This is a genomic window from Streptomyces kanasensis (assembly GCF_043077165.1).
Taxonomy (GTDB): Bacteria; Actinomycetota; Actinomycetes; order Streptomycetales; family Streptomycetaceae; genus Streptomyces; species Streptomyces changanensis.
Window position 1 is genome coordinate 154,517 of the sequence record NZ_JBIBSF010000004.1, and the last position, 13,993, is coordinate 168,509.

General features: G+C 74.0%; 15 protein-coding genes. 8 read left to right on the plus strand and 7 right to left on the minus strand.

The genetic code is table 11. The annotated features are described in order from the left end of the window. Positions 1-33 precede the first annotated feature (33 nt). Both ACF053_RS12375 and ACF053_RS12380 read left to right on the plus strand, forming a co-directional pair. Positions 34-474 (plus strand): sec-independent translocase, encoded by a 441-nt coding sequence (locus tag ACF053_RS12375; protein WP_391953825.1) that lies wholly within the window; start codon positions 34-36, stop codon positions 472-474. Between the two features lie 89 nt (positions 475-563). Continuing rightward, on the plus strand, positions 564-1,235 hold the full coding sequence (locus ACF053_RS12380; RefSeq protein ID WP_391953826.1) for a hypothetical protein: 672 nt from the start codon (positions 564-566) through the stop codon (positions 1,233-1,235). Between the two features lie 174 nt (positions 1,236-1,409). Here ACF053_RS12380 and ACF053_RS12385 read toward each other — a convergent pair whose 3' ends face one another. The 3 genes from ACF053_RS12385 to ACF053_RS12395 are packed head-to-tail and all read right to left on the minus strand — an operon-like array spanning position 1,410 to position 4,468. Further along, entirely contained in the window at positions 1,410-2,543 is a 1,134-nt protein-coding gene (locus ACF053_RS12385; RefSeq protein ID WP_391953827.1) for an Mrp/NBP35 family ATP-binding protein, read from the minus strand. 43 nt (positions 2,544-2,586) lie between these two features. After that, entirely contained in the window at positions 2,587-3,198 is a 612-nt protein-coding gene (locus ACF053_RS12390) for a DUF1003 domain-containing protein (RefSeq protein WP_391953828.1), read from the minus strand. Then, complete coding sequence (locus ACF053_RS12395; protein ID WP_391953829.1) at positions 3,188-4,468, minus strand: magnesium transporter MgtE N-terminal domain-containing protein; 1,281 nt, start codon at positions 4,466-4,468, stop codon at positions 3,188-3,190. The genes ACF053_RS12390 and ACF053_RS12395 overlap by 11 nt, the downstream gene beginning before the upstream one ends. A 205-nt stretch (positions 4,469-4,673) precedes the next feature. Between ACF053_RS12395 and ACF053_RS12400 the strand changes: the two genes are divergently transcribed. Further along, on the plus strand, positions 4,674-5,435 hold the full coding sequence (locus tag ACF053_RS12400; protein WP_391953830.1) for a hypothetical protein: 762 nt from the start codon (positions 4,674-4,676) through the stop codon (positions 5,433-5,435). Between the two features lie 116 nt (positions 5,436-5,551). On the opposite strand, the gene ACF053_RS12405 is transcribed toward ACF053_RS12400, so the two are convergent. Further along, positions 5,552-6,064, minus strand: a complete 513-nt coding sequence (locus tag ACF053_RS12405; protein ID WP_391953831.1) for a hypothetical protein — start codon at positions 6,062-6,064, stop codon at positions 5,552-5,554. A gap of 244 nt (positions 6,065-6,308) precedes the next feature. Further along, positions 6,309-7,433 (minus strand): magnesium and cobalt transport protein CorA, encoded by a 1,125-nt coding sequence (locus ACF053_RS12410; RefSeq protein WP_391953832.1) that lies wholly within the window; start codon positions 7,431-7,433, stop codon positions 6,309-6,311. Between the two features lie 482 nt (positions 7,434-7,915). Between ACF053_RS12410 and ACF053_RS12415 the strand changes: the two genes are divergently transcribed. The 4 genes from ACF053_RS12415 to ACF053_RS12430 all read left to right on the plus strand — a co-directional run bounded on the left by ACF053_RS12415 (position 7,916) and on the right by ACF053_RS12430 (position 11,733). Further along, the gene (locus ACF053_RS12415; protein ID WP_391953833.1) at positions 7,916-8,518 is read left to right on the plus strand and encodes a suppressor of fused domain protein; all 603 of its coding nucleotides are present in this window, start codon (positions 7,916-7,918) and stop codon (positions 8,516-8,518) included. A gap of 84 nt (positions 8,519-8,602) precedes the next feature. Further along, on the plus strand, positions 8,603-9,241 hold the full coding sequence (locus ACF053_RS12420; protein WP_058940631.1) for a DUF6758 family protein: 639 nt from the start codon (positions 8,603-8,605) through the stop codon (positions 9,239-9,241). 899 nt (positions 9,242-10,140) lie between these two features. After that, the gene (locus ACF053_RS12425; protein ID WP_391953834.1) at positions 10,141-11,001 is read left to right on the plus strand and encodes a PHP domain-containing protein; all 861 of its coding nucleotides are present in this window, start codon (positions 10,141-10,143) and stop codon (positions 10,999-11,001) included. Positions 11,002-11,127: 126 nt separating this feature from the next. Then, positions 11,128-11,733: a MarC family protein gene (locus ACF053_RS12430; protein WP_391953835.1), complete on the plus strand. Its 606-nt coding sequence runs from the start codon at positions 11,128-11,130 to the stop codon at positions 11,731-11,733. An 81-nt stretch (positions 11,734-11,814) separates the two neighbouring features. On the opposite strand, the gene ACF053_RS12435 is transcribed toward ACF053_RS12430, so the two are convergent. Further along, a complete protein-coding gene (locus ACF053_RS12435) occupies positions 11,815-11,967 on the minus strand; it encodes a hypothetical protein (RefSeq protein WP_198549254.1) in 153 nt (50 codons plus the stop codon). A gap of 144 nt (positions 11,968-12,111) precedes the next feature. On the opposite strand from ACF053_RS12435, the gene ACF053_RS12440 reads away from it, so the two are divergent. Then, the gene (locus ACF053_RS12440) at positions 12,112-13,002 is read left to right on the plus strand and encodes an NYN domain-containing protein (RefSeq protein WP_391953836.1); all 891 of its coding nucleotides are present in this window, start codon (positions 12,112-12,114) and stop codon (positions 13,000-13,002) included. A gap of 27 nt (positions 13,003-13,029) precedes the next feature. On the opposite strand, the gene ACF053_RS12445 is transcribed toward ACF053_RS12440, so the two are convergent. Further along, positions 13,030-13,896 carry an alpha/beta fold hydrolase gene (locus ACF053_RS12445; protein WP_391953837.1) on the minus strand — a complete coding sequence of 289 codons (867 nt, stop codon included), beginning with the start codon at positions 13,894-13,896 and terminating at the stop codon, positions 13,030-13,032. Between the last annotated feature and the right edge of the window lie 97 nt (positions 13,897-13,993).

The following is a 13,993-nucleotide window of genomic DNA, read 5'->3' on the forward strand; positions in this document are numbered from 1 at the left end:
TGGAGCAGCGGAGACCCGAGGAGGAGCAACAAGGTGTTCAGTGACATAGGCGCACTCGAGGTGGTGGCGCTGGTGATCCTCGCCGTGCTCATCTGGGGTCCCGACAAGCTGCCCGAGCTCATCCAGGACGTCAGCGGTTTCATCCGGAAGATCCGGGCCTTCTCCGAGAGCGCCAAGCAGGACATCCGCAGCGAACTCGGTCCGGAGTTCAAGGACTTCGAGTTCGAGGACCTCAACCCGAAGGCCTTCCTCCGCAAGCAGCTCGCGGAGAACGGGGACCTCCGCGAGATCCGCGAGCTGCGCAGCAGCTTCGACCTCCGCAAGGAGATCGACGAGGTCGCGGACGCGGTCAAGGGCTCCGCCGCCGCACCCGTGGCACCCGCCGCCGGCGCGGCCGCCACGCCCGACCTGCTGAAGAAGCGCGAGACGCCGGAGACGGCCGAACGGCCCCCCTTCGACGTCGACGCCACCTGAGTCACCTGAGTACCGGCCTTCCGGAACAGGCCCGGGCGGATGGATATCCTCTCCATCTGTCCGAACGGATCGAGGAGGCGGCCGGGCAGATGGAGACGACGAGTCGGGTGGGCACGCAGGCACAGCCGACGCCCAGCACCACATCCACGACCGAGGGGGTGCCGGCCGCCCGCCGCACGGTGGACGGGTACCTGCGGGCCCCCTTCCCCTGGTACGGGCTGGACGAGGCGTTCACCGGCCCCCGCTGGCTGATGCAGGTCGGCACGGCGGCGGACGGCACCGTCCAGCACGGTGCCACGGGCCACGGCGAGGAACCGACGACGAGACCCGAGGTCGCCGGGCCCGAGCGCGGTCGCTTCGCGGTGGTCGTCACCGTCGCCGCCAACCCCGTCCGGCGCTCCGGTGACGGCACGGGCGTCCTGGACGCCACCACGGCGTCCTCCGCGGCCTGGCTGGCCGGCTCCGGGCTCCTCGCCTACACCTGGCCCGCCCAGCTCGACCACGCGCTGCGCAGCGAGTGGCTCGACCAGCAGACGGAGACCGCGTTCGAGCTCGCCGACGACCTCGACGGGCCCGCCTGGACGACGCTCTCGCTGCCCGTCGACGGCGTGCCGCGACCCTTCCACTACCGCGAGTCCGAGTTCGGCTGGGTCCTGGCCGGCTCGACCACCGCCGGCGTCCACCTCGGCGCGTACGGGCGCGGCATGAGCGCCTACGGGCTCGGGTTCTCCGTCATCGCCGACATCGCCGCCTACGCCTGACCCCCCCCGCACCCCGCAGGACGTACCCCGCACGGCACCGCCCCGCACGGCCAGCGCCTCGCACGGGCAGCCCGCACGACGCGCCACGCAGGAGGGGCGCCGCTCGGCACGAGCGGCGCCCCTCCCCGCGTCACGGGCGCACGGGCGCCCCGGCGGCGGGGCGCCGCCGGGATGTCAGAACTTGTTGCGCGGGGTGATCCCCAGCGACATGCCGGACAGGCCGCGCTGACGGCCGCCGAGCTTGCCCGCGATGGCGCGCAGCGCCGCGCCCGCCGGCGACTCCGGGTCGGACAGGACGACCGGCATGCCCTCGTCGCCGCCCTCGCGCAGCCGCACGTCGATCGGGATCGAGCCGAGCACGGGGACCGTCGCGCCGGTGGTCTTGGTCAGGCCGTCGGCGACCTTCTGGCCGCCGCCCGTGCCGAACACGTCGACCATCTCGTCGCAGTGCGGGCAGGGCAGGCCCGACATGTTCTCGACGACGCCGACGATCTTCTGGTGCGTCTGCACGGCGATCGAACCGGCCCGCTCGGCGACCTCGGCCGCGGCCTGCTGCGGGGTGGTCACCACCAGGATCTCGGCGTTCGGCACCAGCTGCGCCACCGAGATCGCGATGTCGCCGGTGCCCGGCGGCAGGTCCAGCAGCAGCACGTCCAGGTCGCCCCAGTACACGTCCGCCAGGAACTGCTGGAGGGCGCGGTGGAGCATCGGGCCGCGCCACACGACCGGGGCGTTGCCCGGCGTGAACATGCCGATGGAGATGACCTTCACCCCGTGGGAGGACGGCGGCATGATCATGTTCTCGACCTGGGTGGGCCGGCCGTCGGCGCCCAGCATGCGGGGCACGCTGTGGCCGTAGATGTCGGCGTCCACGACGCCGACCTTCAGCCCGTCGGCGGCCATCGCCGCGGCGAGGTTCACGGTCACCGACGACTTGCCGACACCGCCCTTGCCGGAGGCGACCGCGTACACGCGGGTCAGCGAGCCGGGCTTGGCGAACGGCACCTCCCGCTCGGCGGTCGTGCCGCGCAGCGCGGCCGCGAGCTCCTTGCGCTGTTCGTCGCTCATCACGTCCAGCGACACGTCGACGCGGGTGACGCCCTCGACCCGGGAGACCGCCTCGCTCACGTTCTTCGTGATCGTCTCTCGCATCGGGCAGCCGGAGACCGTCAGGTACACGGCCACCGCCACCGCGCCGTCGGCACCGATCTCGACTGACTTGACCATGCCGAGATCGGTGATCGGTCGATGGATCTCGGGGTCGTTCACCGTCGCCAGTGCTTCGCGCACCGCGTCTTCCGTCGTCATACGGACGATGGTACGGCGCTGACCACGGCGCCCGGAAAGCCCGTCAGCGGTCGCCTTCGTCACGTCCCGGGGCGGCGGGGCGCGGGGCGGCGGCGCCGCGCTCCTCCAGCTCCCGCACCAGGTCCTCCAGCTCCGAGCGGATCCAGTCGCGGGTGGCGACCTCGCCCAGCCCCATCCGCAGCGCCGCGATCTCCCGGGTCAGGTACTCGGTGTCGGCGATCGACCGCTCGTTCTGCGCCCGGTCCTGCTCCAGGTTGACCCGGTCGCGGTCGTCCTGCCGGTTCTGGGCCAGCAGGATCAGCGGGGCCGCGTACGACGCCTGGAGCGACAGCATCAGCGTGAGGAAGATGAACGGGTACGGGTCGAACCGCAGCGGGTCCGGCATCGTGACGTTCCAGATCAGCCACGTGATGATGGCCACCGTCATCCACACGATGAACCGGCCCGTCCCCAGGAACCGGGCGATCCGCTCCGACAGCCGCCCGAACGCCTCCGGGTCGTACTCGGGCAGCAGCCGGGGCCGCCGGACCCGGGGCTGGTCCAGCGGCTGGTCGAGCCGGGTGCGGGGCGCGGGGCGCTCGCGCGGGACCGTCCGCTCGCGCTGCCCGGCGCGCTCGCGGCCGGCGCCCCGCTCCGGGGTGCGGTCAGGCGCCATGCGCGGCCCCCCGTTCCTCGTCCGGTTCGAACTCCGTCTCGCGCCAGTCGTCCGGCAGCAGGTGGTCCAGCACGTCGTCGACGGTGACCGCGCCGAGCAGCGACCCGCTGTCGTCGACGACCGGCGCGGCGACCAGGTTGTACGCGGCGAGGTGGCTGGTGACGGCGGACAGCGGGGTGTCCGGCCCCAGCGGCTCCAGGTCGGTGTCGACGATCGCCGAGACCAGCGTGAACGGCGGGTCCCGCAGCAGCCGCTGGAAGTGCACCGTCCCCAGGAACTTCCCCGTGGGCGTCTCGTCCGGCGGGCGGCACACGTACACCTGCGCCGCCAGGGCGGGGGAGAGGTCCTGCTGGCGCACCCGGGCGAGGGCGTCGGCGACCGTGGCGTCCGGGCGCAGCACGATCGGCTCGGTCGTCATCAGGCCGCCCGCGGTGCGCTCCTCGTACGACATGAGCCGCCGCACGTCCGCCGCGTCGTCGGGGCGCATCAGGGTGAGCAGCCGCTCCTTCTCCTCCTCCGGCAGCTCGGAGAGCAGGTCCGCGGCGTCGTCGGGGTCCATCGCCTCCAGCACGTCCGCGGCGCGCTCCGCCTTGAGCTCGCCGAGGATCTCGACCTGGTCGTCCTCGGGCAGCTCCTCCAGGACGTCGGCGAGCCGGTCGTCGTGCAGGGCGGCGGCCACCTCGGCCCGGCGCTTGGGCGTCAGGTGGTGCAGGGCGTTGGCGACGTCGGCGGGGCGCATCCGCTCGAAGGTGGCGAGCAGGCTCTCGGCGCCCTGCCCGGTCTCCTCCAGCGAGAAGCCGGTGACGGCCGACCACTCCACGGTCAGCGTCTCGCCGCGGCGGCGCAGCGCCCCGCCGCCGCCCCGGCGGACGAAGACCTTGTCGATCTCCCAGTCGCGGCGGGCGGGCAGCTGGCGCATGGCGACGTCGAGGACGGTCACCTCGTCCCCGCCGTCGACCAGCCGGACCCGGCGGTCGAGGAGCTCGCCGAGGACGAGCCGCTCGGTGGGGCGCTGTTCGAAGCGGCGGACGTTCAGCACGCCGGTGGTGATGACGTGGCCGGACTCCATCCCCGTCACCCGGGTCATCGGCAGGAAGATCCGGCGGCGGCCGATCACCTCGACGACCAGCCCCAGGACCCGGGGCGGCCGCCGGCCCACGCGCAGCATGGCGACGATGTCCCGCACGCGGCCGACCTGGTCGCCGCTGGGGTCGAAGACCGGTGCGCCGGCGAGGTGCGAGACGAAGATGCGGGGGGCGCCACCTGCCATGCCAGCGCCCCTTCCTCGGTCGTCCACCACGCGCACCGCGTACGCCGCGTCCGCACGTCCGTGCGGGTGCGGTGATTCAGGCTAGCTCGTCATGGTTCGGGTCGCCCGGGCAGGGCGTCCGTACGGCTCCGTGCGGACCCGGCCACCGGGCCCCGGTACGCTGCCGTCTGCCGTCCCCCCACGTGAAACACGAGAGGCAGCGCTGGTGACCGCTCTCCCCCCGGCTCGGCGAACCCGCCGCGCCGCGCTCCCCGTCGCACTCTGCGTCGGGCTGGCCGCGGCACTGACCTCCTGCGCGGAGGACCCGGACGAGGGCACGAACGGCGTCGGCAGACTCCCCGCGAACGAGATCGAGACCAAGGCGCGCACGACGGCGAAGGCCGCCGCGTCCGTGCGCCTCGCGGGCACGCTGGTCAGCAAGTCCGGTACGTACAAGTTGAACATGCGCCTCAAGGGCACGGGCGCCACCGGCTCCGTCACGACCAAGGCGTCGACGTTCGAGCTGCTGCGCGTCCGTGACGCCCTCTTCCTCAAGGCGGGAGCGGCGTTCTGGCGCCACGCCGAAGGGTCCGACGAGCCCACCGAGGCCGACATCGAGGCGGCGGACAAGCTCGACGGGAAGTACGTCAAGGTGCCCCAGGACGACCCCTCGTACAAGCGGCTGCGCGGCTTCACCGAGATGAACGTCCTCCTCGACGGCCTGCTGGAGCTGCACGGCGAGGTGCACAAGGGCGACCGCGACAAGATCGCCGGGATTCGCACCATCAAGGTCTCGGGCGGCGAGCACGGCGAGGGCGGCACACTCGACGTCGCCCTCGACGGCACGCCGTTCCCGCTCCAGTTCGCCCGCGGCGGGGGCGGTGGCGTCGTGGTCCTGTCCGACTGGAACCGGGACTTCCCGCTGGAGGAGCCGGTCAAGGAGGACACCGTCGACTACGGCCGCCAGCTCCCCCGCACCAGCGACTGACGGCGGTCGGGCAGGGGCCCCGCCCGGTGGCGCCGGCCCGAGCCGGGGCCGCCGCCCGAGCCGCGTGGTCAGGGCGGGCTCCGGCGCCTGTCGGGCCGGCGGTACGGGGCCGGGCCTCAGCGGCCCCGGCGGCGCAGGAGCAGGCGGGGGAGGGCCGGCGGCACCGGTCGGCGCGTGGTCGCCGGCGTAGGCAGCGGTACCGCCGAGAGCGAGCCCTGCGGCAGCTCGGTGACCGCCTCGCGGGGCGTGAGCCGCAGCAGCCGGCACTCGCGGGCCCAGCGCTCGGTCATCGTCTCGGCGTCCGGGGCGTTCAGCCGCTTCCCCTTCAGCTCGTCGGCCGCCGCGGTCCACGCCTCGGAACCGGGCGCCGGCGCGCTCACCAGTGCCGTCCAGGCGACGACCCGCCCGCCCTTGTCCTTGCTGCGCACGGTGACCTCGACGGTCGCGCCCTCGGTGAGGCCGTCGGGCAGCGGCTGTTCCCCGGGCCCGCCACCGACGACGTGCGCGGCGCCGTCGTGCCACACGTGCCACAGGGCCCGCGCGGGTCCCTCGCCGCGCACCCAGATGAGGCCGGACTTCTTCGTGGCCTCCTCGACGAGGGCGTGGCCGAGCAGCGAGTCGTCAGTCATGCCCGCAGCTTAGCCAGCGGCCCCCCGCCCCGACGCCCGGCGGCCCCGCGCCGCACGGCCGTCCCCGCGGGGGCGGTCCGCCCCTGGGTCCTATCTTTCGGATCGTGCCGGGCTCGCGGCGTCCGGCACCGCGCCTCGCCGCGTCGTCGTCGGTCGCCCGTGCTCCGCGGTGGCTCCCTCCTCCGCCTCGCGATCCACGGCACCGGACACCGCTCCCGATCCGGCCCGATCCACAAGACAGGAGCTAGAGCCAGCCGTTGCGCTTGAGCGTGCGGTGGATGGCGAAGCAGATGCCGATGATGGCCGTCAGGACCATCGGGTAGCCGTACTTCCACTGGAGCTCCGGCATGTGCTCGAAGTTCATGCCGTACACGCCGCACACCGCCGTCGGCACGGCGATGATCGCCGCCCAGCTCGTGATCTTGCGCATGTCCTCGTTCTGCGTGACCGTCGCCTGGGCGAGGTTGGCCTGGAGGATCGAGTTCAGCAGTTCGTCGAAGCCCACCACCTGCTCCTGCACCCGGGCCAGGTGGTCGGCGACGTCCCGGAAGTACTTCTGGATGTCCGGGTCGACCAGCCGCATCGGCCGCTCGCTCAGCAGCTGCATGGGCCGCATCAGCGGCGTCACCGCCCGCTTGAACTCCAGCACCTCGCGCTTCAGCTGGTAGATGCGGCCGGTGTCGGTGCCGCGCGTGCCGCCCTTCGCCGGGGGCGAGAAGACGTCGATCTCGATCTGGTCGATGTCGATCTCGACGGCGTCCGCGACCGCGATGTACCCGTCGACCACGTGGTCGGCGATGGCGTGCAGGACGGCGGAGGGGCCCTTCCCCAGCAACTCGGGCTCGGACTCCAGCCGGTGGCGGAGGTTGCGCAGCGATCCCTGCCCACCGTGCCGGACGGTGATGACGAAGTCCCGCCCGGTGAAGCACATCACCTCGCCCGTCTCCACGACCTCGCTGGTCGCGGTGAGCTCGGCGTGCTCCACGTAGTGGATCGTCTTGAAGACCGTGAACAACGTGTCGTCGTACCGCTCCAACTTCGGCCGCTGGTGGGCGTGGACGGCGTCCTCCACCGCCAGCGGGTGCAGCCCGAACTCGGCGGCGATGCCGGCGAACTCGGCCTCGGTCGGCTCGTGCAGCCCGATCCAGGCGAAACCGCCGCCCTCTCGGACGCGCCGCATCGCCTCCCGGGGCGTCAGGCACCCCTCCTCCTCCACGCGCCGCCCGTCCCGGTACACCGCGCAGTCGACGACGGCGGTGGACGCGGAGGGGTCGCGGGTCGCGTCGTACGCGTTGTACGGCTGGTAGGGGGCGCCGCGCTTGCGCAGCGACGGGCGTACGACGGCACGCAGGTCACGGATCATCGACATGGCAGGCTCCTTCACGCAAGAAGCCGTCGGCGAGGCGTGGCACAGCCCGGAATGGGGACGTGGCGTTGCGTACGTCCGCAAAGCGGGCGGCACCGCGGAACGCGTGACGGAGTTCGCGGTTCGCGGTTCGCTACAGACAGGCAGGGACGACGTGCTCTTCCGTCGTGCGCGGTGCCCGGCGTGCGGAGTACGGGCGGAAACGCCTCAGACGCCCGTACGGGAAGGCGTACGGGAGGTGGAGCGTGCACGGATGGTGCGCGGCGGGTGCTGCCCGCGCGGCGCGGAAGAGCGGCTGGTACTGCACGGTCGACTTCGATCCACCGCAGCCCCACCTCCTCCGGCCGGTCCCCCGTGGGGGATGACGTGTCGTCGGGACCGGAAGGTGCGCTCGGCGCACCGTCCCGACCAGCGGCCCACCCTATCAGCCGACTGAGGGTCAATCCTTTTCCCTGCCCGATCCGTACGCCGCTTATGCTCGCCGCATGGAAAAAGTTCTCGCGCTGGTCGAGGCGCGGCTGCGCTCGGCGCTCGGGGAACCCGACGCGCGGGCTTCCGTGACCTTCCTCGGTACGGACCGGATCGAGGTGCTCCGCTTCACCGACACCGAGAACGGCGGGGACAGGCCCGTGGTCAGGTACGCGACGCTCGGCATGTCGGCGCGCCCCATGACCGACCCCACGTCGGTGGTCGCGGACCCCGTGGAAGGCCCCCGCGCGGAGCTCGTCCTGACCGTACGGGCCGGTCTCGCCGACACCGACAAGGTGCTCCGCCCGCTGGCGGTACTGGCCGCGTCGCCGCAGGTCGAGGGCCTCGTCGTGGCGCCGGGGGCGTCGCTGGACACCGGGGAGCCGCTCTGGCCGGGAGCGCCCTTCACCTCGGTGCTCGTCGCCGAGCCGGGCGGTCTGGTGCCCGACCTCGAGCCGGGGGAGGGGATGGACCCGGTCCGCTTCCTGCCCCTGCTGCCGATGACGCCCAACGAGGCCGCCTGGAAGCGCGTCCACGGCGCGCAGGCGCTGGAGGAGCGCTGGCTGGGCGCCCAGACGGACCTGCGCGACCCGCTGCGTGCCTCGGTCCGCCTGGACTGAGCGCGGCCGCCGTCCCCTCCCGCGGCACACCGGACGGGTGATCGTCCTTGACGCGGCGACGGTCGGGGAGGACCGTTGAACCCTATGAGGGGCGAACCCACGTGCCCGAAGTGCGGAGGCAGGGTCAGGGCGCCCGGCCTCTTCTCCGACCGCTGGCAGTGCGACGCGCACGGCGCGGTGTACCCGCTGCAACCCGTGGTGCCGCCCAGTCTCGAAGCGCTCCACGTCGTCGTGAACCGGGCGCAGGTGCCCGTCTGGATGCCCTGGCCGCTGCCCATCGGCTGGCTCTTCACGGGCGTGGCGCACGCCGGTGACGACCGCAGCGGCGGGCGCGCCACCGCCATCGCCTGCTCGGGCCCCGGGCCGCTCGGCGGCGTGGGTGAGCTGCTGCTGGTCGCCGAGGAGCTCGGCGTCGGGCTGGGTGCGCGGTACGCCGGCCTGGAGGGCCCCGACCCGGGACCGCACCTGTGCCAGGACAAGGCGCCGCACGCCAAGGTCCTGGCCGGCGGCCGGCTGACCCCCATGTGGCACGTGGGCGACGTGCCCGAGGGGCGCGCCGTCTTCGCCGGTGAGGCGCGCGGCCTGTGGCTGTGGGCCATCGCCTGGCCGGAGCACTCGGGGCTGCTCCTCTACGACGAGCTGGTCCTCACCGACCTGCGCGAGGCGGGCCCCGAGGTCGACATGGTGCCGTGCGGGGCGCTGTCGCCGCGCCTGCTGTCCTGACCCCGGGCCGGCCCGCGGCCGGTCGGGCCGCGGGCCGGTCGCGGCTCCCGGCCGCGAACCCGCCCGTACGGCCCCGCAGGCGTGGCCGGCGGCCCCACTCACCCCCCCCCACGGCGGTGCACGCCCGCGCGCCAGGCCCGGTCCGGGTGGCCGGGCCCGGTCCGGGTGGTCCGGGCCGGCTGGTCCGGGTCTGGTCGTCCGGACGCGGGTGGCGCGGACGTGGGTGGTCCCGGACCTGGGTGGTCCCGGACCTGGGTGGTCCCGGACCTGGAGGTCCCGGTCCCAGGCGGGCACATCTGAGTGGTCGTGGACCTGGGTGGTCTTGAACCTGGGTGGTCCCGGTCCCGGGTGGGCCCGGATCCGGGCGGCTCGGACCCGAGTGGTCCCGGTCCGGGGGCATGAGCTCGGGCGGCCCGGGGCCGGCTGGCTCCGCTACGGGCGGGCCCCGGCCCGGCGCGCGCCAGAGAGGGTGGATTCCGGCCCGCGCCCGCCCCCGGTCCCCCGTCCCCGCGCCTGGTCCCCGGCCCCGGTCCCGGTCGGGTGCTCGGGGTCCCGGACCGTGCGTGTCCCCGGCTGGCCCGACACCCGGGCGGCGCCGGTCCGGTGGAGCCTGGTCCGGTGCCACCGGGCCGGGTGCCCCCGGGCCGGTGGGTCCCGTCGACGCGGGGCCGCAGCGCGGCCGCGTCGGCGACAGCGCGGCCGGGGCGGTCCGGCGAGCCCCGGACCTGCGCGCGTGCCGGGCAGGGCGGTCCCGCACCCGGGCATCCCCGGGTTCGGCGGCTGCCGGTCCGGGTGGGGCGAGGGCCCTGGTGGGCACCGTCACAGCCGGGCGGGGCGGGTGCGCGGGGCCGTTATCCTTGGGTGTCCCCCCGTCCCAGCGAGCCCCGGAGTCACGCGTCGTGCGCATCGACCTGCACACCCACTCCACGGCCTCGGACGGTACGGACACCCCCGCCGAACTCGTGCGCGCCGCCGCCGCCCAGGGGCTCGACGTCGTCGCGCTGACCGACCACGACACCACGCGGGGCCACGCCGAGGCCCTGGCCGCGCTGCCCGAGGGGCTCACCCTGGTGACCGGCGCCGAGCTGTCGTGCCGCGTCGACGGCATGGGCGTGCACATGCTGGCCTACCTGTTCGACCCGGACGAGCCCGAGCTCGCCCGGGAGCGCGAGCTCGTGCGCGACGACCGGGTGCCGCGGGCCCGCGCGATGGTCGACCGGCTCCGCGGCCTGGGCGTGCCCGTCACGTGGGAGCGGGTCGCCGCCATCGCCGGGGACGGCTCCGTCGGCCGCCCGCACGTCGCGGAGGCCCTCGTCGAGCTGGGCGTCGTACCGGACGTGTCCGGCGCGTTCACGCAGGACTGGCTCGCCGACGGCGGGCGCGCCCACGTCGAGAAGCACGAGCTGGACCCCTTCACCGCCGTGCGCCTGGTCAAGGCCGCCGGCGGGGTCGCCGTCCTCGCGCACCCGGGCGCCGCCAAGCGCGGCCGGACCCTGCCCGACGCCATGCTGGCCGAGCTCGCCGCCGGCGGCCTCGACGGCGTCGAGGTCGACCACATGGACCACGACGAGCCCGCCCGGGCCCGGCTGCGCGGCCTCGCGCGCGAGCTCGGCCTGCTGACCACGGGCTCCAGCGACTACCACGGCAGCCGCAAGACGTGCCGGCTCGGGGAGTTCACCACCGACCCGGAGATCTACGGCGAGATCACGCGGCGCGCCACCGGCGCCTTCCCCGTGCCCGGCACGGGCGGACGCCCGTAACTCCCGGCTCGCCCGTACCCCCGGCTGCCGCCACCCCCGCACCTCCGCCGTCCGGCGCCCCGCCGCACGACGCCCCGCCCGGCTCCGCCGCGCGTCCTTCCGTACCACCTCTTCGCAAGGCTCACAGTGTTCGACGTCGCCGTCTTCGGCTCCCTCTTCCTGACCCTCTTCGTCATCATGGACCCCCCGGGGATCACCCCGATCTTCCTCGCCCTGACCTCCGGCCGGCCGGCCAAGGTGCAGCGCCGCATGGCCTGGCAGGCCGTGGCCGTCGCCTTCGGCGTGATCACCGTCTTCGGCCTCCTCGGCCAGCAGATCCTCGACTACCTGCACGTCTCCGTGCCCGCGCTGATGATCGCCGGCGGTCTGCTGCTGCTGCTCATCGCGCTCGACCTGCTCACGGGGAAGACGGACGAGCCGCAGCAGACGAAGGACGTGAACGTCGCCCTCGTCCCGCTCGGCATGCCGCTGCTGGCGGGCCCGGGTGCGATCGTCTCGGTGATCCTCGCCGTGCAGCACGCCGACGGCGTCCGCGGCCAGGTGTCGGTGTGGGCGGCGATCGGTGCGATGCACCTGGTGCTCTGGCTGACCATGCGCTACTCGCTGGTGATCATCCGGGTGATCAAGGACGGCGGTGTGGTGCTGGTGACCCGGCTCGCCGGCATGATGCTCTCCGCCATCGCGGTGCAGCAGATCATCAACGGCGTGACGCAGGTGATCAAGGCCGCCTGAGCGGCACCGGCCGGGACACGGCCGCGCCCCCGTACCGATCGTCGGTACGGGGGCGCGGTCGTCCGCGGCTCGCGGCACGTGTCATGACGCGGTGGCGGCGGCCGGGCGGATGTAGACGCGCTGGCCGGTGGCCGCGGCGTGCTGCACGATCCGATTGACGGAGGCGGCGTCCACAACGGTGCTGTCCACGGCGAGGCCGTCGACGTCGTCGAGTCGCATGATCTCGAAGCGCATGGCTTCTTCCCTTCGTCGGAGTGTGTTCGTACCACCTGCAACCAGGTGCAGTACCCAAACATTCCCTAAACTAAAGAAAATCTTCGAACGGCTAACGAGGAGCGGCTGGCGGTGGGAACGCCCGATCAGGACAATGAGGCCCCTATGAACGACGAGGACATCGCCCGGCGCCTGGAGCGCACCAATGAGCTCCTGCGACGCATGCTGGTGGAGGTCGCCAAGACGCCCTCCACGCACGCCATCTTCGTCGACGCCGGTTACGTCTATGCTTCCGCCGGGTTGCTTGTCGCGGGCACCGAGGACCGACGCGCCTTCGACCTCGACGCCGAAGGACTCATCGACGCCTTCATCGACACCGCCCGCACGATCTTCGCCGACAGCAGGCTCCTGCGCGTCTACTGGTACGACGGCGCCCGCCGCCGCATCCACACCGCCGAGCAGCAGTCCATCGCGGAGCTCCCCGACGTCAAGGTCCGCCTGGGCAACCTCAACGCCAACAACCAGCAGAAGGGCGTCGACTCCCTGATCCGCTCCGACCTGGAGTCCCTCGCCCGCCACCGCGCCATCAGCGACGCCGCCCTCGTCGGCGGCGACGAGGACCTCGTCTCCGCCGTGGAGGCCGCCCAGGGCTACGGGGCCCGGGTCCACCTGTGGGGCATCGAGTCCGCCGAGGGCCGCAACCAGGCGGAGCCACTGCTGTGGGAGGTCGACAGCCAGCGCGTCTTCGACCTCGACTTCTGCCGCCCCTACATCACCCGCCGCCCGGTGACGACGTACGAGAACGAGGGCGAGCCGCCGCCGTCACGCGACGAGGCGCGCTTCGTCGGCGCCCAGATCGCCGCGACCTGGCTCGCCGAACGCGGCGCCGAGCAGATGGCGGAGCTGCTGCCCGGCCGCCCCTACCTGCCGGCCGGCGTCGACCAGGACCTGCTGGTGGAGGCCGAGCGCGTCCTCAGCCGCTCCCTGCGGGGCCACGCCCTGCTGCGCCGCGCCCTGCGCGACGGCTTCTGGCAGCACCTCCAGTCGCGGTTCTAGCCCGCCGCGCGGCGCCGCGCGGCGGGCTCAGTACCGGTCCCAGAAGGCCGCGACCGCGGCCGCCGTCTCCTCCGGCCGGTCGGTGTTGGGGGAGTGCTCGGCGCCGGCGACCCGCGTGCGGTGCGCGCCCAGCCGCTCGGCCATCGTGTCCAACAGGGGAACCGGCCAGGTGTCGTCGCGCTCACCGGAGACGACGTGCACCGGCAGCGGCGGCTCCAGCGCGGCGAGCTCCGCGACCCGGTCCGGTTCCGTGGTCAGCTGGCGGCCCGTCGCCACGAGCTGCGCCGGGTTGTGCAGCAGCCAGCGGTGGCGCAGGTCCTCGCGGTCACCGCGCCGCGGGTCGCCCGCGTCCTCGGGCGGGTCCACCGCCCGCATCGCCTGCCACACCTGCTCCATGTCCATCACGCCGAGGGCGTCACTCAGCAGCTTGATCTTCTGCCGCTGCTCCGGGGCGACCTCGGCGGGGCCGGACGACAGCAGCGTGAGGGTGCGGAACGGCGCCGCGTCCGCCAGTACCGCGGCCCGCGCGATCTGCCCGCCGAGCGAGTGGCCCAGCAGGTGCACCGGCCCGCCGGCGTCGAGGGCCGCCGCCTGCGCCAGCACGTCCCGCGCCAGCTCGACCTGCGCGTACGCCTCGGGGACGCTCGGCCCCGACGTCTCGTACTGGCCTCGTCCGTCCACGGCCACGACCCGGTACCCCGCTGCGGTCAGAGGCTCCAGCATGGCGATGAAGTCCTCCTTGCTGCCGGTGTACCCGGGCAGGAGCAGCGCGGTCCCCGCGGGAGCGCGGCCGGCGGGCGGCGCCGCGTCCAGCACGGCGAACGGGCCGCGGGCGGTGTCGAGGACACGGGCGCGGGCACAGGGCGGCGGGACGAAGGTGGGCGGCCGGCTCATGGGGACGAGGCTAGCGGCCCGGAACGCCTGCTTCTGCCCGGCCCCGGCCACCGCGGGCGGGCGGCGGCGTACGACGACCCCGCGGACGGAGGCTACC

Excerpts from the sequence above, each read along its gene's own strand:
- ACF053_RS12435 (WP_198549254.1), bottom strand. The coding sequence starts at position 11,967 with ATGCGCTTCGAGATCATGCGACTCGACGACGTCGACGGCCTCGCCGTG.
- ACF053_RS12415 (WP_391953833.1), top strand. The coding sequence starts at position 7,916 with ATGGAAAAAGTTCTCGCGCTGGTCGAGGCGCGGCTGCGCTCGGCGCTC.
- ACF053_RS12440 (WP_391953836.1), top strand. The coding sequence starts at position 12,112 with ATGAACGACGAGGACATCGCCCGGCGCCTGGAGCGCACCAATGAGCTC.
- ACF053_RS12385 (WP_391953827.1), bottom strand. The coding sequence starts at position 2,543 with ATGACGACGGAAGACGCGGTGCGCGAAGCACTGGCGACGGTGAACGAC.
- ACF053_RS12390 (WP_391953828.1), bottom strand. The coding sequence starts at position 3,198 with ATGGCGCCTGACCGCACCCCGGAGCGGGGCGCCGGCCGCGAGCGCGCC.
- ACF053_RS12410 (WP_391953832.1), bottom strand. The coding sequence starts at position 7,433 with ATGTCGATGATCCGTGACCTGCGTGCCGTCGTACGCCCGTCGCTGCGC.
- ACF053_RS12445 (WP_391953837.1), bottom strand. The coding sequence starts at position 13,896 with ATGAGCCGGCCGCCCACCTTCGTCCCGCCGCCCTGTGCCCGCGCCCGT.
- ACF053_RS12405 (WP_391953831.1), bottom strand. The coding sequence starts at position 6,064 with ATGACTGACGACTCGCTGCTCGGCCACGCCCTCGTCGAGGAGGCCACG.
- ACF053_RS12420 (WP_058940631.1), top strand. The coding sequence starts at position 8,603 with ATGAGGGGCGAACCCACGTGCCCGAAGTGCGGAGGCAGGGTCAGGGCG.
- ACF053_RS12395 (WP_391953829.1), bottom strand. The coding sequence starts at position 4,468 with ATGGCAGGTGGCGCCCCCCGCATCTTCGTCTCGCACCTCGCCGGCGCA.
- ACF053_RS12380 (WP_391953826.1), top strand. The coding sequence starts at position 564 with ATGGAGACGACGAGTCGGGTGGGCACGCAGGCACAGCCGACGCCCAGC.